Raw genomic sequence first — 17,717 nt, 5'->3', positions numbered from 1 at the left:
TCTTCGGTACAATAGTTCTGTTGAAACACCCGAAGGAGTCCATAATGTCCCACCACCATTTTACACGAGATGACCGTATAAAACTAGAAACACTTAAAAGCCAAGGATTGAGCAACCGACAAATAGCGCTGATACTTGGTTTTCATAAAAGTAGTATGGGCCGTGAATTGCGCCGTAATAGTGTACGCGGTCGCTATTGTTCTATTACTGCGGATCGGCTTGCTATTCGAGTTTGAACCTGCAGAATGCAATTTTAGATCCGCTTCAAATCAAGGCGGGAAAGCGCTTCTCTAGAGGCAGCATTTTAGACACGGTGACCCAATGCAGACAGGCTTTTGGGGCTTTGCCCGCGCCGGTACAGGTCGGACTGCCATTCATTTGGCGGAGGCGGTAGCCGTCATGATGGAGCGTTATGAAATCTGCCGCGCCGGTTTTAAGTGTGCTCCGTTGCGATGCTGCCGGCAGTTTATTCAAAAAGAGTGAATTCATTTTTTGGGGCTGTGGCAGGAAAAAGGGTCTTTATACTTCGTTTACCCTTGATACTAAAGGGTAAAAATTTATTTTTGTCTTTCATATATGGGTAAACTTATGGGTATACTTGTATATAGGGCTTTTTCGGGCGTTGGAATGGGGAAAAGCCAATGGCATCAGGTGTTTTCATCGATAGCCTCTTTCAAAAAGTGCTAATCATTGCCTATTAATAGTAAAAGCATGACACTGCGAAACTCAACAGGCTTTTGGAGGCAGCACCGATGAAAAAAGAGACAAAGATAAAAAAGTGGGCGGCACGTTTTTTTCGGCCTTGGTCGGGGAAAAGAAAGATGGGACAAGGAGCGGCGCTGCTGCAGAGCGTCTCTCGGCCCGAAGAATGGGGCGGCGGCCCTTCGTCGCTCAACCATTTTATTGCACTGCCTAACGGTACCCCCTTTGAGATGCTGCGCATTTATCGTGTTTTGCGCGACGCGGTGCCGGATATCTCCGATGCCGTATGGACGTGGAAGCGCTTGTGTCACTCGGGATACACGCTGCGGCTTTCGGGCAAGGATGCCGAATCGGGCAGAGCGATTTTGGACGCCTTGGAATCGCGGGTGAACGCCCATGACGGCGGATTAACGGGGCTCCTCGATATCTTCTACGCGTCGCTCTTTACCTTTGGCGCGGCAGCCCTCGAAGTGGTGCCGGGCCGGGCACGGCGCAGGGTGCATAATATCGTGCCCGTCGACATCTGGACCTTGCGTTTTCGTAATCAAGGGGGCGGCCTGGAAGCCTATCAACTTCATGAAGAGGAGGCGCTCCGCCTGCCGAAAGATTTGCTGTTCTACATGGGTCTGGATCGGGACGGTACCAATCCCTACGGTCGGAGTATGCTGCGCGCTTTGCCCGACGTGGTGCGTATCCAACAGCAATTGTTGACCGACATGGCGTCAGCTACGCACAACGCGGGCTGGAACAAACTGCACGTTCAATATAACCCCGGCGAGCCTCGTCCGCAGGAGACGGCTGCGGCTTATGAAAAACGTGTCCTCGATGAGTTATCACAAATCCGTGCCTCTATGGGCAGCACCCGCCCCAACAGCAATCTGGTCACCTTCAACAATGTGGAGGTCTCCGTCTTAAACGGCAACCAACAGCATCAGGTCTTTTATGACAATCAGAAGGCGGTGGAAGAACAGATGATTACAGGCATGCACATGATGCCGGTGTTGATGGGGCGTAACTATGGTTCCACGGAAACCTACGGCACCGCGCAATTCGAAGTGGTAAATCGGCAGGTTGAGACGGTGAACCGGCGCGTGAAGAAGCTGCTGGAACGGTTGTTCAATCTTGAATTATCGCTGCATGGTGTGGATGCGCGGGCGGAGGTTGTGATGAAGAGTAATCGAACGGTGGATATTTTGAAAGAGGCCCGCGCACGGTCGGAAGAAATTGACAGCACCTTGCGCTTGCTGGACGGTGGGCTCATCACTCTTGAGGAAGCAAAAGAACTGACTCGAAGCTTTTAAGGGTCGGGTTGGGCTTGTGTTCGTGGTTTTTAACATTGAGGAGGATTAAAGAATGGAAATGAAAGCCTTTGTATTCAGTCAGCGGGGACAGGTTCGTCCGGCGGCGTTGGGAAAAGACGACCCCATGAAAGCGGTCAATCATTTCGCGCTGCGCAGGCTGACGGCGGAGGAGGTGGCGTTATTCACGATGGATCTGTGCAACAACCAAGTAGATCGTCATTTCAGCCGCTTCCCGGAAAAGGAGCTGGAGCGGATTAATGGCTTGACGCCGGGCCGGCCGCTGATGGAGCGTCATGATTTGGCGGGCTCGCTGCCGCGGGGCACCTTTTTCCGCTCTCGGCTGCACCGTGACGGAGATTATCTGTCGGTGCCCCCGGAAGTCTACGTGCTCCGTTCGGAACAAAACAAGGATTTTATTTTGAACATTGAAGGGGGCGTCTATCGGGAAACGTCTATCGCCTTTTCCTTTCGGCTGCCCGAATGTTCCGTGTGTGGACGCGATTTGCGCCGCTGCTCTCATGTTCCCGGGCGCAGCTACGGCGACAAACAATGTCATTTCATTATGCGCGATGTGTTGGAGGTGTTGGAAGGTTCGGTGGTGCCTGCGGGCTCGCAGGGGACACGCTTCGTGGCGCAGGAGCGCGGTCAAAAGGGCGCCGGTCTTTTAGAGCCCATGGAAGCGTTATGCGCCGCTCGGGAAGCCTATCATCAGCCCATCACCGTGACCGGTACGACGTGGGCGCTAGAATAATCGTGAAAGACAAGGAGGATCAAGGGATGGACAAGAAAGAATGCAGCAGCCGCTGCGCTTTTGAGCGTGCGGCGGAAGTGGAGTTCCGCGCCCTCTCGGAATCGGTACGGGAGTTGAAGGAGCGCATGGGCCGTTTGGAGGCTACGCTGAGCCGGGGCACGACCATATTGATTGCCAATCTGGCGGGCATGGTCATCACCCTTGCGCGCCAGCTCATCGGCTGAAGGTGTGACGGGACAAAGGAGTATTTAAGACAGGGTACGGATGCCCTGTATTGGATAAGCCGCAACGATAGAGGAGAACGAAGATGTATTGGGAAATTACGGCAATTCGAGAAGTGCAGGATCCGGCGCCTGCGAAGGAGGCGGGACGCTTTGTCTTGCAGCGCCATCACGACGGGGACGGGCCCCATTTCGATCTGCGCTTAGAGCAGGGCGATCACTTGACGGGATGGCGCATTGCAGGTGAGACCTTGGAAGCGGGCTGTTGGGCGACGGAGAAAATGCCCCATCCACTGAAGTGGCTCAGCGAGGACGGCGACACGCGCCGAGAAAACGAAGGCGTCTATGCGTGGCAGCAGCGCAGCGACCGGGACTGTTCCCTCTTGTTGATGAGTCCGTCGGGAACGGTTGAGCTTTCGTTAAAACGCTGTTCCAGCCCCGGTGTGGAGGAAATGCGCGCCCTCGCTTCGACGCTTCAGGAGCACGGCAAGGAGCGGGCGTCTTTGTCGGCGCTGGTGGAGGATGGGCTGCGGGCGCGGTCACGGTCGATCCTGCGCTTTTGCGGGTTGAGCCGCACGCTGGACGGCGACGATTTTGATGAGACGGGCTGGCGTCGGCTGCTGGAGGGGATGACCTTGTGCGAGATCGACGAGCGCCTCGCGAAGGTGGAGACGCGCTACGACCGGCAGCTGCCGCCGGAGCCTGTGTCTCGGCCTGAGCCTTTGGATGTGGACGGGGAAGAGGAGCGCAGGAGCCGGATCCGGCGCATCGTGGGAGAGAAGCATTGAGTGGTTGTGGTGTGAGCAAGTGCCCTTGGTCGGGCAAAGAACAAGATGTTCAGAAAGGAGATTGAGATGACGAATGAAGGCTTTGGTGGACCAATCAGCAGCTTGATCGTTAGTTGTCGTACGCAGCCGTCGGGAACGGTGGCGCTGCGCGCGGGCGAGGCGGTCAAACTCACGAGTGACTATGAAGTGAGCAATGTGTTTGAAGAGGGCGATATCGTTTTTGGAGAAGTGATGGTGGACTGCGACCGGACGGGTACCTTGGTGCCCATCCGTGTGCGCGGCATCTGCAGCTTTCCCTATTCGGGCAGCGCTCCGGAGGTAGACGGTGTTTCGGGTGTGATCCCTTCGGAAGAGGCGGGGAAAGTGGAGCTTTCCGAGGAGGCGACGGCGCGAGGGATGGTGGTTCAGGTGAACGCTGCGTCAACTACGGTGGAAGTACTTCTGTAATCAACAAGAAAGATAAGGAGACAAGAAATGAGTCAACGGGATGATTTAGTGAAGGAACAGGTTGTATTTTTGAGCCGTACGCCGGAACAACTGCGCGCGTTGCGGGGCCGGGAATTGTATGAGAAGCTGTCTGAGCTGGATTTGACGCACGGTCAGTATTTCAGGGCTTTGGATACATCTTTGGAAGATTATTGCGCCGCTGAGTTCGGCATTGATTTGAAACGGATCACAGTGGAACGCTTCTTCCACAGCGATCCTTCTGCGAAGTGGCTTTTCCCCGAGGTGGTGCGGGATGCGGTGCTCTCCGGTATGCGCCATAAACCCGCTTACCCGTCGCTGATCGCGCGGGATGAACGGATCAACGGCGCCGTTTACGACATGCCCTATGTGAATGAGGAGGAGGAAGAGGAGGCGCTGCGCCCCGTGGCGGAAGGCGCTGCCATTCCCGAATCGACCATACGCTACGGCGACCGCGTGGTGCGCGTGGACAAAAAAGGGCGCGGCGTCATTGCCTCCTATGAGGTCATCCGCCGCATGTCCGTCGATTTGCTACGCATTCATTTGCGTCGTATGGGCGAGCGGCTTGGACGTAATCTTGATGCGCGGCTTGCCCATGTCCTCGCTTTCGGTGACAGCTCGGGCGCTACTGCGCCGGCGATTATGGACAGCGAAGAGTCGGGATCTTGGTGCTACCGGGATCTGGTCATCGGCTATTTACAGTTGGCTTTGAGCAATCATTTCACGCCTACCCACGTGTTGACGGGGCCGCAAGCCTCTGTGGCGCTGCTGACGATGGAAGAGATGTCCAATGCCATGCTCTTTGATTTTGCGAGGACGGGTGCGCTGCCCACGCCGCTGGGCATGAAAGTGGTGCCCATGCCCGATCAGCCTGAAGATCGCATCACGATCTTGGACGCGAATTATGCCGTACAGAAGTTGACGGAACAAGATTTGCTTCTTGAGAATGACAAGATCATCCACCAGCAATGGGATCGTGCTTACCTGACGGTGATCACGGACTTTGCGATTCTTTATGAGCATGCCCGCGTGGTGTTGTCGAATGCGTCCTGATAAGCCGGGTAGACCGGGGATGAAGCTGCAGAAACAAGTGGGGAAAGGAGAGGATGGATCATGGCAGTAGTGAAAAACCGAAACAATGTAGTCTTGCATACGAAGGTGGACGGCGTGTTGTACGGGAACTTTAAGTTGCGTGAATTTGAAAATGCCGAAGGGCTGGCGATGGTCCATCCCACACTTTTGGAGGGCCTCGAACGGACGCGGCGTGATCTGGGCGCTTACTATGGTAAGACTGTCTACGTGATTATCACGAGCGCAGTGAGGACGGAGCAGGATAATGAGCGGCTCGCGAAACAGCTGGGGTGGACGGAAGATGGGGGACTGGTGTCCCGTGGATCCTACCACCTCAACCGCTTCGGCGGTATCGCAGTCGATCTTATCGCAAAGGAGGCGGAAACGGGTCGTGTTGTTGCGCAAAAAACGGTGGGGAAAATCTGCCGTCGTTATTTTGACTGGGTCAAGGACGATTATGCAGACGGTCATGTCCATGTGGACAATCGTTTCCGCGGTCAACAATAGAAAGGAGGTTGATATCAATGATGAGTCTATTACATTCTGAGGCAGTGCTCGCTTGTGTTGCTTCCATCGTGGGCGCACTGTGGACCTTATTGAAGAGCCATGAATGGATGCGCGGGATGCGGCAGCGTAAAGTCAATGATGCGCTGGAAGCCTTGGAGGCGGCGGTGGACGCGACCTATCGTGAATACGTGCGGGCGTTAAAAGAGCAGGATCCTTCGGGTCGGCTCAGTGCCGGGGAGCAGGAAGAGGCGCGGAAACAGGCGCGGGATCGGGCGGTTGATATTGCCCGCCGGCGGGGAGTGGATTTGGTGGAGACGCTGGGGAACGACTTTATCGATCTGTGGACGGGTCGTATTGTCAAAAAACTGAAGCAAGCTTAATCTCCGGTTTGGGGTGAATGGGTGCGGCGCAAGGGTGAGGACTTGCGCCGCTTTTTTTTGCCTGAAATAGCAATAGTGGTACACTTTAAAACTTAGGCTGATGCCGTCTTGTGTGCAGCGTGCGGCATGGGCAGCTTGGCATGAGACCCGACGCGGTCTTATCCCTTTACTTCGCGCTGCATCAGGCAAATAAAGGCGGACACGATGAAACAGATTTTGGCGTGGTATACGCGCTATTTCACCGTATGGGTGGTCTCATTCGGTATCTTAGCCTATCTTTTCCCCGCACCTTTTTTGGTGTTGCAGCCGGGGATGAATTCCTTTTTCGCGCTGACCGTGTTCGGCATTGGTGCGGCGCTTGAGCTTGAAGATTTTAAACGTATTGTGCAGGCGCCGTGGCCCGTGGTGGTGGGCAGTGCCGCCCAATTTATGATCATGCCCTTGGGCGCGTACGGGGTAGGGAGGCTGCTCCATCTTCCCGATGCGCTGGTTGTGGGGCTCGTATTAACAGGCGCTGCGCCCGGCGCTATGGCGAGCAATGTGATGAGTTATATCGCGAAGGCGGATGTCGCCTATTCCGTATCTCTCACGACGGTTTCGACGCTGCTCTGTCCCATCCTCACGCCGGGCTTGACGCTGCTCCTTGCGGGCGCGCGGATGGATGTCTCTTTTCTTGCCATGTTCCTGAGCGTGATTAAAACGGTGGTGGCGCCGCTCTTGTTGGGCTTGTGGGTCAAATACAAATTTAAGGGCACGATTGAGCGGATCCTGCCGGTCTTCCCTGCCATTTCCGCCACCTTCATCGTCTTTATCTGCAGCATGGTCATTGCTATGAACCGTGATTATCTCGCGTCTATGACGGTGGTGGTGTTGGCAGCCTGTCTGATCCTGAATGTATACGGCATGGTCGGCGGCTATGGTGTGGGCATGTTGTTCCGCATGAATCAACAACGGCGGCGAACCCTCGCCATTGAGATTGGTATGCAAAACGCCGGGCTTGGCGTAGTGCTTGCGCTCAATCATCTGGAAAAAAAATCTGCTGTTCCTGCGGCGATCTTTGTGTTTGTTTGCATCCTTACGGCGAGCCTCCTTGCGGCATGGTGGCAGCGCCATGATGCGGCAGGGGACCGGTTACCGGAAAAAGCATCTGTCTGATGGGCTTCGGGTCGAGGCAGGGGCGCGGCAGGGGCGCGGCGGCGGTGCGGGGGCGCTTCTTTTGTCGGCTCGGAAGGCATAAGGCATAATAGAGGCTATGGAAGCGGTACGCATAGCAAAATTGATGGCATCACGGGGTATCTGTTCGCGCCGTGAAGCCGAATCGTTTATCGAACAGGGCTGGGTCTATGTGGACGGCGTTTGTGTGGATGTATGTGCGACCCGCGTAGCCCCTGATGCCCATATCCGGTTGGATGAACGGGCTGTCTCTGCCTTGGCGGAAAAAATCACGGTACTCTTGAATAAGCCTGTGGGCTATGTTTCGGGGCAGCCTGAGCCCGGCTGTGTGCCTGCGGTGCAACTCATTACGCAGGGCAATTTATGGGGCGGAGACCGGGATTCGGAGCGTGCTCCCCGTCCGCCTTTCAGGGGGCTTGCGCCGGCGGGCCGACTCGATAGTGATTCGCAAGGTCTCTTGGTGTTGACCCAAGACGGGCGTATTGCGCGAAGCCTCATCGGCAGCAACAACAAGATCGACAAAGAATATCTGGTACGTGTGAAAGGGCGGATTACCGATGAAGCGCTGTCTCTGTTAAACCATGGTCTTTCTTTGGACAACAAGATACTGAAGCCTGCACAGGTCACCCCTTTGTCTGGACAGCGCTTGCAATTTATTTTGTGGGAAGGGCGGAAGCGCCAGATTCGGCGCATGTGCGCCCTCGTCGGTCTGGAGGTGGTTCATTTGAAGCGGGTGCGCATTGGCAAGATTCTGTTGTCGTCCCTTCCTTACGGGAAGTGGCGTTTTTTACGTAAAGATGAAGCGTTTTAAAGGCTCCGTCGCGCTGTGCTGCCGCCGTCTGTGGACATCTCCCCCGGCGGGCAGGTACACTATGGATTGAAGTTTTTTTAGAGACGCTAGGAAAAGAAAGGTTGATTATGGCAAAGATCGGTTATGGCATTATTGGTTGCGGTAATATTGGTCCGGTTCATGCGGCGGCGATTGCTGATGTGCCTTCGGCGAAGCTGGTGGCGGTGTCGGATGTGGTTGAGGCTACGGCGAAAGGGCTCGCCGACCAATACGATGCGGCAATGTATACCGATTATCGGGAAATGCTTGAACGCAAAGATATTCAGGCTATTTGTCTTTGTGTGCCCAGCGGCATGCGTATGGAAATTGCCGTTGCTTGTGCGGAAGCGGGCAAGCATATTTTATCTGAAAAGCCGCTGGACGTATCGACCAAACGCATTGACCGTATCATCACTGCGACGGAGAAAGCGGGTGTTCGGCTGGGCTGCATTTTCCAAAGTCGATTTGCCGACGATTCTGCGCTCATCAAAAAAGCCTTGGATCAAGGCCGTTTCGGTACTTTAGTACTGGGCGATGCCTATATTAAATGGTATCGATCTGCGGAATACTATGCCAGCGGCGCTTGGCGGGGCACGAAGAAATGGGACGGCGGCGGCGCGCTCATGAATCAGGGTATCCACCAAATTGACCTGCTGCAATGGTTCATGGGGCCTGTGAAGACGGTACAAGCGCAAATGACGCGACGCCTTCATGAAGGGCTTGAAGTGGAAGACACAGCGACGGCAATGCTCCAATTTGAGAGCGGTGCTTTTGGCGTGATCGAAGGGAGCACCGCCATCTTCCCAGGACACGCTGCGCGTATTGAGATTCACGGATCGAAGGGGAGCGTCTTCACGGAAGACGGCGCGATTAAATTTTGGAAATTCGATAAACGCCGCGCTGTTGACGCGAAAATCGAGGCGCAATTAAACCGAGAATCTGAGCTGGGCTCCGGCGCAGCAGATCCTTTGAGCAGTCTCAAGACGGAAGGTCATCGCCGTCAGATCGCTGATTTCACCACTGCCCTGAGAAGGGATCGTGCGCCGCTTATCGACGGGCGGGAAGGCCGTAATGCTGTGGCATTGATCGAGGCGATCTATAAAGCGGCAGAGACAGGACGGATCATCAAACTCTAAGGCTACGGTGTCGGTCGTTGTCGTCGTTGGTACCGGTGTTGTTCATCGGTCATGGGTCAGCGCTGTCTGTGCTGTCTGTGCTGTCTGTGCTGTCTGTGCCTATTGCTGTCACTGCGTTCGTAATGGATCATAGAAACAAGTGCCATGAACAGGGAACATCAAAAAAGTAGTGCTGTTGCCGGCTTGGATTTCAAGCGTTGCAGTGCTGTAGTCCTTGATTTTGATCAGACCTTGTTTTTAGATAATTCCACGGAAGTTTTTTTGGATAGTCTGCGGCCCCGCCTGCTTGTATTCTTGCTGGTTGCCTGCAGTGACTGGCTTCTTCGTGTGCTGGCAGGGCTGCGCTTGGTTGTTTATGATAAGCAGCGTGATTTTCTCCGTATCCTGCTGTGTACGCTGTTGCTGCCGTGGAATCATTTCTTGTGGCGCCGCGCCGCCCGCCGTTATGGCCGCCCGTCTATGAACCCTGTACTCTTGGAGGCGCTGCCGGCCGATAAACCGCTCATCATTCTGAGTTACGGTTTCGAACATATTATTGTGCCGCTCCTTGCCGCGGCGGGACTTGGTCATGTGCCGGTGGTGTGCTCTCGCGTGGTGCCCCCTTGGCGGAATTTGCGGGTCATTGGGAAATGCGCCGCCCTAGCAGCGGTTTTGCCCAAAGAACAGTGGTCGTCAGCCCTTTTCATCACAGACAGTGACGATGACGCTGAAGTGGCGGCAGCCATTACCGATTCCCATATCCTGCAGTGGGACATGGTGCCGTGTCGCGCCTTCTCTTCCCTCTATGTGCCGCTGCGCTACACGGTGGAGGGGAAATATCCGGGCTGCCGTTATTTCACAACGCAACTTGTCTTTGAAGATCTGGCGCTTCTTTGGCTTGCCTATAGCTTTTCTTGGCAGCATACGCTTGCGCTGCCGGCGCTGTTTTTGTCGCTCTTCTCTATCTATGAAATTGGGTATTACGAGAATGACCGCGTGGCGACGGATTATGAGCAACGGCCTGTGGTGACGAACGAGGCAGCATCGTTTCGCGGCTTTTCAAAGGGCAAGGCGTGGCTGTGGGCGCTGGGCAGCGCCCTTGTGGGTCTGTTCATGCTTCATAGTCCCGCCCTTTGGCAGGAGCCCGAAACGCTGTACCGATACGGCTATGACTTTGGCGGCTGGCTGCTTATCTTGGCTGCCTTGTCCCTCGTCTTTTGGGTGTTTAACCATGTGACGCCTAAAAAGCGCATCCCCTTGTTTCCCCTGCTGCATCTTTTCAAATGCTTTTCTTTTGCCTTCCTGGTGTCCCTCAACGGAGTGGGAATTTTGCTGTTAACGGCGCAGGTGCTATCGATAACTGCCAACTATACCATCTATCGTATGGGCGGATATTGGCAGCGTTTTAATCGACAAGCATGGCGTTTAATTTTGTTTTTGCTGTTGGTATTGGTACTATCGATTTTCCGGCCCGCCGGCCTTTTGGAAACGGGAGCGTTCCGTTGGACGCTGATTTTCTTGTGGGCAGCCATGCGCGCCTTGGAACAGACCGTGCATAAAAACATCGTGCGTTTCGTGTTGGATGGTTTTCGTGTTGGGGAAATGCCCCTCTCCCGACATGAGGAAGCGCAGAGAAAGGAGCAGGCACATGATTGATCGCTATGACTTGGAAGCAGCGGCGTTGACGCCCGCTTTGGATCGTTTCTTTTCCCTGGCAGAGTCGAAGTTATTTTCTTTGGCAGAAGATTGGGACAGCGAGCGGGGCACGCCTGTCTTCACAGAAGCCGGAAAATATACAAGCCGCGGCTGGACAGAGTGGACTCAGGGATTCCTCTATGGCTGCAGGCTGCTGCAATTTGATGGGACAGGAGACGAAGCCTTATTCGCGTCGGGCCGCGACGATACGCTTAATAAAATGGCAGCCCATCTGACCCATCACGGTGTCCATGATCACGGTTTCAACAACATCTCTACCTACGGTAATTTGCTGCGCCTTGCCCATGAGGGGCGCAGTAAGGATTTGGAAGAGAATATGCGTCTTTATGAGCTGGCGCTGCGCGTGTCGGCAGCGGTGCAGGCAGCACGCTGGAGCGATACTGCCGATGGCGGCGGCTTCATCTATTCTTTTAACGGGCCCCAGTCGCTCTTTGTAGACACGATCCGTTCCTGCCGCATTCTTGTGCTGGGTCATCATTTGGGTCAGGTTCTGCTGGGCGAAAACGACAGGCGTATTTCTCTGCTTGATCGTGCGGTCAAGCATATACGCGCCACGCTGAAATACAATGTGTATTTCGGGGAAGGGCGGGACATATACGATGTGCGCGGCCGTGTTGCCCATGAAAGCATTTTCAGTGTGAATGACGGACAGTATCGCTGTGCGGCAACGCAGCAGGGCTATGCGCCCTTCACTACGTGGACCCGTGGCCTGGCGTGGGGGCTTCTGGGCTGTGTGGAGCAGTTGGAATTTTTCCGCGATCATCGGCGCTCCTTGGAAGAGGTTGAAGACGGCGCAGTATTTATTCAGGAAATGTTGGCGGGCGCGCAGGCGATGGCTGATTTCTATTTGGACAACACGCCTACGGACGGCGTGCCTTATTGGGATACAGGCGCGCCGGGCTTGTATCAGCTCGGCGATTATCTCAATCGTCCCTCGGAACCGGATAATCCGCATGAGCCTGTGGACAGTTCCGCCGCCGTGATATGTGCCCAGGCTTTGCTGCGTCTGGGCAGTTATTTGGGTGATGCGGGCACCGTTTATACACAGTGCGGCTTGAAGACGGCGCAAAGCCTTTTCAACGCGCCCTATTTAAGCGAGGACAGCGCGCATCAGGGCCTCATCTTACACAGCATCTATCATCGACCCAATGGCTGGGACTATCTGCCGCCGGGCAAAGCGGTTCCCCAAGGAGAATCGTCTATGTGGGGCGATTATCACGCCATGGAACTGGCGGTTTATTTGCAACGCATGATTCAGAATCAACCTACCTTGTATTTTTACGGATAAGTAGTTATTTCTTTTTAGGATTGATGTGAAGCGGCCTTCCCACATTCCGAAACTGTTTTTTTAAGGAGTTCTATAGATGACCACTGAGCAACTCAATGTACCCTCTTCGTTAGAAACGCCGCTGCCCTCGCGTTTGCTCTTTATCGTGTTCCCCGTCCTTGCCGTCATGCTGGGCTGGGCGTGGCGCGGCTTCATCGGCGGCGGCCCCTTTGCAGCGATGATTCCCGGCGCCTTTATTGCCTTGAGTCTCAGCCTGCTGTTGCGCCATGATCGGCATGAGGCGGCTGTGGCCGCCCTCTTCGGCGCCATTGGTCTGGGCTGCGGCGGTGAGATGACCTACGGTCAGACGCTGGGGCTTGCCTGCGATCCAAACACCATGGCGTGGGGGCTCCTCGGTGTCGCCTTAAAGGGCGGGATCTGGGGCTTGTTGGGCGGCGCGATTTTGGGCGCGGGACTCTGTCGCGCGCAATACAGCAGGGGTACGCTTCTCATGGGCTTGTTGCTCGCGCTGCTCTGCTTTTATCCCGGCTGGAAGCTGATCAATGCTTCACGGCTGATCTATTTTTCCAATCCTTTTGATAAACCGAGGGATGAGGTGTGGGCGGGCTTGCTCGGCGCAGCCATCGCCTTCATCGTGTGGATCCTCTATAAGGGCAGGGGCAAGCAACGAGCTGTGCCCTTCTTCTTCGCCCTGTGGGGGCTGGTGGGCGGAGCCATTGGTTTCGGAGCGGGCTGCCTCTTTCTTATTTTCGGGCGCAGCAGCTACGCGCCGGCGGCGGTCATTGATTGGTGGAAGCTCATGGAATGTTTCTTTGGCGCCATGCTCGGTCTTGTCTTCGGCTTAGCGGCGTGGCTCCATCGCGATCGGCTTAAGACCCATGGCGTTGCGGAAACAAAAGACGGAGCGGGGGGCTGGATCGCGCCGGTCATTCTGCTGCTTTTTGTAATCGGCTTTTTCGTGGTCTTTCCCAAGTGGGAACAATGTCTTGAAGGCTGTGCATGCCTGCCTGGTCTGGCAGCGGACGATGTGCTTCAAGTTCTCTACAACTTTCTGTTCTTCGGTATCCTGTGCATTGGGTTGGCGCTTTATTGCCGCAGCGCTGCGTGGCATGTTGCCATAACGGTTACTTTTTTTCATACCGTTCTTGATTTTAACCGAAACTGTGAGAATATGCTTGGCTGGGCGGCACCCCTTTGGATGCAGCTCAGCATTCTTATTGTTGTCGTGGGAATCGTGGCGGTCTGTGTACATTTCTTGGATAAAGGACCGCGCCCCGTATCGCGCCTATATTTACTCTTGTTGTGGGCTTCTTTCATCATGGCGACTTTGAAGACCTTGATGCACCATGACTATTTTAAAGGCACGGTGAACCGCTTTGTGCCGTGGCATATGCCCATGACCATTATCGCGCTCTACGTACTCTACGTGGTCACGACGGCGGTGCTGACCTTTATCATTCTGCACCTTGGCAAAGCAGAGGGTCGTGCGGCACGCGGTGCGTCCAGCTGCTGACGCAGTTCCTTACTTGGCATCCTCAGCAAGATCACTAAAGCGATAGCCCACGCCGTGTACGGTCTGGACGCAAGCGCTCACTTTCCCCAGCTTCTTGCGCAGTCCGAAGATCTGTACATCGACGGCGCGTTCGGTCACGGTGTAGTGGCTTCCGCGCACCACATTCACGATCCGTTCCCGTGTGAAAATCCAGCCCGGCCGCCGCGCCAATAAATATAGAATAGAGTATTCCGAAGCGGTGAGGCGGATGACTTTTCCGTTAACGGTGACTTCTCTGCGTCCCGGATGGATCTCCAGTGCCCCGAAGCGCAGGGGTATTTGTTCATTCACCATGTCATAGAGACTGCGCCGCAGCAGCGCGTGAACCCGTGCTGCGAGGAGGGCGTCGCTGATAGGTCCGGCGATAAAATCATCGGCGCCGGCTCTGAGTCCGGCAATGATATCTTCCTCTTTGCTGCGGGAGGTGTGTATGATCAGCGGCAGCAGCGCGATGTTTCTGTCTTCATTAAGTTGCTTGTAGAAATCAGCGCCGGACATGTCCTGTAAGGTCCAATCCAGGAGTATGAGTTGGGGCGGTTTATCAAAGATATAGTCGAGTGCTTCGGTGCCGGTCGCCAGGCTTTTCGTTTGATAGCCTTCCTGTTGCAGCGCCTTGCAAAGGGCACTGCGTGAGGATCCGGGTTTGCCGACCACCAAGATTACGATTTCATCTTTTCGAAGCACACTATTTCCTTTCATTGCGCGTAGGTATAAAGGGCCGCGGTATTCATTTCATCCACAACCTGCCTCTATTGTATATAATGTGATGGTTCCTTTTTGATTTGTTCAGGAAATGACAGCTGCCCGGCGAAGCAGGAAAGGTGGAGCCTTCACGAATACATGTCCTCGGACGCGGCAGGGTGAAGGGCACAGCCTTTTGCGCCGATCTGTGCGGGCCCGTATTTGTGTTGTGAATGCCGAACCCAGATGAGGAGAAAGAGATCATGCTTACAGGAATCAATCAGTGGGCGTTCCCCAAAGATATGCCGGTTTTGGAAGCCATGCAAATTGCGTCGCGCCTCGGCTTTCAATCGTTTGAGGTGTGTGTGGGTACTGACGGTCCCTTGTCTTTGGATATCAGCGAAAGCGAGGCGGCGGCGCTGCGCCGAGAAGCGGAAGGACTTGGACTCGAACTCGCGACAGTGGGCACGGGGTTGGGCTGGGAATATCCTCTGAGCGCGCCCGATCCCGCTATTCGGGAAAAGGGTGTGGCGTTGATGGAGCGCGCCCTCACGGCAGCGCATCGGCTGGGCGCCCATACGGTACTCACGGTGCCGGGCATCGTTTCCGCTGAGGTCTCCTATGATCTTGCGTTGGAAAATATTTTAGACTCGGTACAGAAGCTTGTGCCAAGGGCGGAAGCGCTGAAAGTGGGGATCGGCATTGAAAACGTGTGGAACAAACTTCTCTTGAGCCCCGTGGAGCTGCGCGACTTCATCGACCAATGCGAAAGTGAGTATGTGGGGGCGTACATCGATACGGGCAATATCATTCTTTACGGTTATCCCGAACAGTATTTGCGTATCCTTGGCCGCCGTGTGCGCGCTGTTCACGCGAAAGACTTCCGTGCGTCGGCGGGCAACTTCGACGGTTTTGTCATGCTCATGGAAGGGGATGTCAACTGGCCTGCCGTGGTGGACGCCTTATCCGAAATTGGATTTGACGGCGCTCTTACCGCGGAATATGGTCCCTATACGCATAGTCTGGAAGTGATGCTTCGCCACGTACACACGTCGCTTGAAGCCATTATCGCTCTTCAATCATAATGTTGGCAAAGCTAGTTCAAGGGAATTGCTCTTGAATTTTTTTTCGTATCCAAACCTGAACAGGGAGGAGAACCCTTATGAATGTTGCAATCCTCGGATGTGGCGGCATGGGCCGGCTCCACGCACAAATGGCAAGCAATTGCGGCCTTCGTATCACGGTCTGTGCCGACAAGGTCGCTGCTGCTGCGACCGCCTTGGCGAAGGACTTCGACGCGAAAGCCATGAACGATCCCATGGCTGCGGTGAAGGCGAAGAATGTGGATATTGTGGTGATCACGACGCCGACGCCGACCCACAAGAATTTGGTGAAAGCGGCTGCCGCTGCCGGTAAGCATATCTTTTGTGAGAAGCCTTTCGGGCGTACCGTGGCAGAGTGCAAGCAGTCCATTGCTGCGGCGGAAAAGGCAGGTGTCAAGCTTTTTGTAGGTCACGTGGTGCGCTATTTCCAAGAGTTTGAAGAAATGCGCAGACAGATGGAAAGCGGCGCTATTGGAAAACCGGGCTGGATCAAGATGTTCCGCGGCGGGATTTTCCCCGGCACGCCCGGCAGTTGGTTTCGTGATTATGCGCAAAGCGGCGGGGTAACCCTTGATTCCATGATCCATGATCTGGATTGGCTCCGCTACGCCTTTGGCGAGCCGGAACGCCTCTTTTGCCAAGCACTGCGTCGGAAGGAACCGGTGCAGTTAGATTATTCGCAAGTGACGTTGCGTATGGAAAACGGTATGATCGCTACGGTCATCGGTACGTGGGCGCATCCGACCGGCTTCCGGGTCAAGGTGGAAATTTGCGGCGAATCGGGCATGATCGAATTCGACAGCAACGAAGCTCCCTTCAGCGCGCAGGCGCGGGAAGCGGCGGCGGGCCCGAGTATGATCGTCCCGTCAAATCCTGTTTCGGTGAGCCCCTATCAGCTGGAATGGGAAGATTTCCTCGGCTGGATACGGGGTGAATCCATGCCCCGTGTCTGTCCGGAAGATGGATTGCGTGCTGTTATGATTGCAGAAGCGGCTCTGAAATCCGCAAGGCTGCGGCAACCGGTCAACCTTTGAGAAAGGAATTCTATCATGGTTAAGATTGGCATTATGAGCTTTGCTCACCTTCACGCGGACAGCTATGCCGCTTGTGTACAGGCAATTCCCGAAGCTAGCCTTGCCGCAATCTGGGATGATAACGCCAGGCGCGGCCGAGCCAAGGCGAAGGAACTGGAAACACCTTTTATCGGTAATTTAGATAAATTTCTTGCCTCTGATCTGGACGCGGTTATTGTAACCTCTGAAAACACCAAGCACCGAGGGTTGGTGGAGGCGGCCGCGGCTGCAGGCAAATGGGTCTTGTGTGAAAAGCCGCTGGCTCCGACCCTTGAAGATGCGCGCGCTATGGTTTCTGCATGTAGAAAGGCAGGCGTAGGGCTGGGCACCGCTTTTCCTTGCCGCTATGCACTGCCCATTGTTGAGGCGAAAGCGAAACTCGATTCCGGCGAATTTGGAGAGGTTTACGCCGTGTCTTGCACCAATCACGGTAAAGCTCCGGGCGGCTGGTTTGCCGATGACGAGCTGAGCGGCGGCGGCGCGACGATGGATCACACGGTGCACGTAGTCGATCTGTTGCGCTGGATGCTTGACAGAGAATTCACACGCGTTTATTGCGAACTGGGCAATCAGCTCCATCAAAAGACCTTGAAAACCGACGATCTCGGCAGCCTGCATCTGGAGATGAAAGGCGGCGTCCAGGTTGGACATCTCGCGAGTTGGAGCCGCCCCGATTGCTATCCCACTTGGGGCGATGTGACCCTCGAATTTATTTGCGAAGGCGGCGTGATTAATGTGGATGCCTTCAACCAAAAAGTGACGCTTTATGATGGCAAAGCAGGGCGGGTCAACTGGGTCCCGTGGGGTGATGATGCAAACCTCGCTTTGATCCGCGACTTTGTGGAAGCGGTGCGCGAGAAACGAGAGCCGACTATTGACGGCGTTGACGGTTTGCATGCCACGGCAGTGACCCTTGCCGCGTATGAGTCTTTCCGCAGCGGTGCCGCGGTGAAACTCTAAGACTAAGATAAGGACAGCGCCCTTGCCGCAGCCCAACTGAT

At 55.0% G+C, this 17,717-nt stretch carries 20 protein-coding genes; 18 read left to right on the top strand and 2 right to left on the bottom strand.

The annotated features are described in order from the left end of the window. Positions 1 to 44: 44 nt before the first annotated feature. Positions 45 to 236: a helix-turn-helix domain-containing protein gene (locus GX117_04115; GenBank protein ID NLO32528.1), complete on the top strand. Its 192-nt coding sequence runs from the start codon at positions 45 to 47 to the stop codon at positions 234 to 236. Between the two features lie 28 nt (positions 237 to 264). Here GX117_04115 and GX117_04110 read toward each other — a convergent pair whose 3' ends face one another. Then, entirely contained in the window at positions 265 to 474 is a 210-nt protein-coding gene (locus tag GX117_04110) for a hypothetical protein (protein NLO32527.1), read from the bottom strand. A gap of 278 nt (positions 475 to 752) precedes the next feature. On the opposite strand from GX117_04110, the gene GX117_04105 reads away from it, so the two are divergent. The 14 genes from GX117_04105 (at position 753) to GX117_04040 (ending at position 13,820) form a co-directional block, all read left to right on the top strand. Beyond that, positions 753 to 2,003 carry a hypothetical protein gene (locus tag GX117_04105; GenBank protein NLO32526.1) on the top strand — a complete coding sequence of 417 codons (1,251 nt, stop codon included), beginning with the start codon at positions 753 to 755 and terminating at the stop codon, positions 2,001 to 2,003. 52 nt (positions 2,004 to 2,055) lie between these two features. Then, positions 2,056 to 2,754, top strand: coding sequence for a hypothetical protein (locus GX117_04100; protein ID NLO32525.1), 699 nt, complete (start codon positions 2,056 to 2,058; stop codon positions 2,752 to 2,754). Positions 2,755 to 2,780: 26 nt separating this feature from the next. Further along, the gene (locus GX117_04095) at positions 2,781 to 2,978 is read left to right on the top strand and encodes a hypothetical protein (protein ID NLO32524.1); all 198 of its coding nucleotides are present in this window, start codon (positions 2,781 to 2,783) and stop codon (positions 2,976 to 2,978) included. A gap of 83 nt (positions 2,979 to 3,061) precedes the next feature. After that, a complete protein-coding gene (locus GX117_04090; protein ID NLO32523.1) occupies positions 3,062 to 3,763 on the top strand; it encodes a hypothetical protein in 702 nt (233 codons plus the stop codon). Positions 3,764 to 3,829: 66 nt separating this feature from the next. Continuing rightward, entirely contained in the window at positions 3,830 to 4,210 is a 381-nt protein-coding gene (locus GX117_04085) for a hypothetical protein (protein NLO32522.1), read from the top strand. 27 nt (positions 4,211 to 4,237) lie between these two features. After that, the gene (locus tag GX117_04080) at positions 4,238 to 5,281 is read left to right on the top strand and encodes a hypothetical protein (GenBank protein ID NLO32521.1); all 1,044 of its coding nucleotides are present in this window, start codon (positions 4,238 to 4,240) and stop codon (positions 5,279 to 5,281) included. Positions 5,282 to 5,341: 60 nt separating this feature from the next. Further along, positions 5,342 to 5,806: a hypothetical protein gene (locus GX117_04075; GenBank protein ID NLO32520.1), complete on the top strand. Its 465-nt coding sequence runs from the start codon at positions 5,342 to 5,344 to the stop codon at positions 5,804 to 5,806. Positions 5,807 to 5,823: 17 nt separating this feature from the next. After that, positions 5,824 to 6,186 (top strand): hypothetical protein, encoded by a 363-nt coding sequence (locus GX117_04070; protein NLO32519.1) that lies wholly within the window; start codon positions 5,824 to 5,826, stop codon positions 6,184 to 6,186. Between the two features lie 204 nt (positions 6,187 to 6,390). After that, the gene (locus GX117_04065; GenBank protein NLO32518.1) at positions 6,391 to 7,341 is read left to right on the top strand and encodes a bile acid:sodium symporter family protein; all 951 of its coding nucleotides are present in this window, start codon (positions 6,391 to 6,393) and stop codon (positions 7,339 to 7,341) included. Between the two features lie 97 nt (positions 7,342 to 7,438). Next, on the top strand, positions 7,439 to 8,170 hold the full coding sequence (locus GX117_04060) for an rRNA pseudouridine synthase (GenBank protein ID NLO32517.1): 732 nt from the start codon (positions 7,439 to 7,441) through the stop codon (positions 8,168 to 8,170). Positions 8,171 to 8,277: 107 nt separating this feature from the next. Continuing rightward, entirely contained in the window at positions 8,278 to 9,324 is a 1,047-nt protein-coding gene (locus tag GX117_04055; protein ID NLO32516.1) for a Gfo/Idh/MocA family oxidoreductase, read from the top strand. Positions 9,325 to 9,468: 144 nt separating this feature from the next. Then, on the top strand, positions 9,469 to 10,959 hold the full coding sequence (locus tag GX117_04050; GenBank protein NLO32515.1) for a hypothetical protein: 1,491 nt from the start codon (positions 9,469 to 9,471) through the stop codon (positions 10,957 to 10,959). Next, entirely contained in the window at positions 10,952 to 12,307 is a 1,356-nt protein-coding gene (locus tag GX117_04045; protein NLO32514.1) for a glycosyl hydrolase, read from the top strand. The genes GX117_04050 and GX117_04045 overlap by 8 nt, the downstream gene beginning before the upstream one ends. A gap of 76 nt (positions 12,308 to 12,383) precedes the next feature. Continuing rightward, entirely contained in the window at positions 12,384 to 13,820 is a 1,437-nt protein-coding gene (locus GX117_04040; protein NLO32513.1) for a hypothetical protein, read from the top strand. 9 nt (positions 13,821 to 13,829) lie between these two features. On the opposite strand, the gene GX117_04035 is transcribed toward GX117_04040, so the two are convergent. Continuing rightward, positions 13,830 to 14,543 carry a response regulator transcription factor gene (locus GX117_04035; GenBank protein ID NLO32512.1) on the bottom strand — a complete coding sequence of 238 codons (714 nt, stop codon included), beginning with the start codon at positions 14,541 to 14,543 and terminating at the stop codon, positions 13,830 to 13,832. Positions 14,544 to 14,803: 260 nt separating this feature from the next. Between GX117_04035 and GX117_04030 the strand changes: the two genes are divergently transcribed. The 3 genes from GX117_04030 (at position 14,804) to GX117_04020 (ending at position 17,676) form a co-directional block, all read left to right on the top strand. Then, entirely contained in the window at positions 14,804 to 15,625 is an 822-nt protein-coding gene (locus GX117_04030) for a sugar phosphate isomerase/epimerase (GenBank protein NLO32511.1), read from the top strand. Positions 15,626 to 15,702: 77 nt separating this feature from the next. Then, positions 15,703 to 16,677, top strand: coding sequence for a Gfo/Idh/MocA family oxidoreductase (locus GX117_04025; GenBank protein ID NLO32510.1), 975 nt, complete (start codon positions 15,703 to 15,705; stop codon positions 16,675 to 16,677). 15 nt (positions 16,678 to 16,692) lie between these two features. Continuing rightward, entirely contained in the window at positions 16,693 to 17,676 is a 984-nt protein-coding gene (locus GX117_04020) for a Gfo/Idh/MocA family oxidoreductase (GenBank protein ID NLO32509.1), read from the top strand. Positions 17,677 to 17,717 lie beyond the last annotated feature (41 nt).

The organism is Candidatus Hydrogenedentota bacterium (assembly GCA_012523015.1).
In the GTDB taxonomy this organism is placed as follows: domain Bacteria; phylum Hydrogenedentota; class Hydrogenedentia; order Hydrogenedentales; family CAITNO01; genus JAAYBJ01.
The sequence above is the reverse complement of the archived record's forward strand: the minus strand, read 5'-3'. Positions and strand labels throughout refer to the sequence as shown.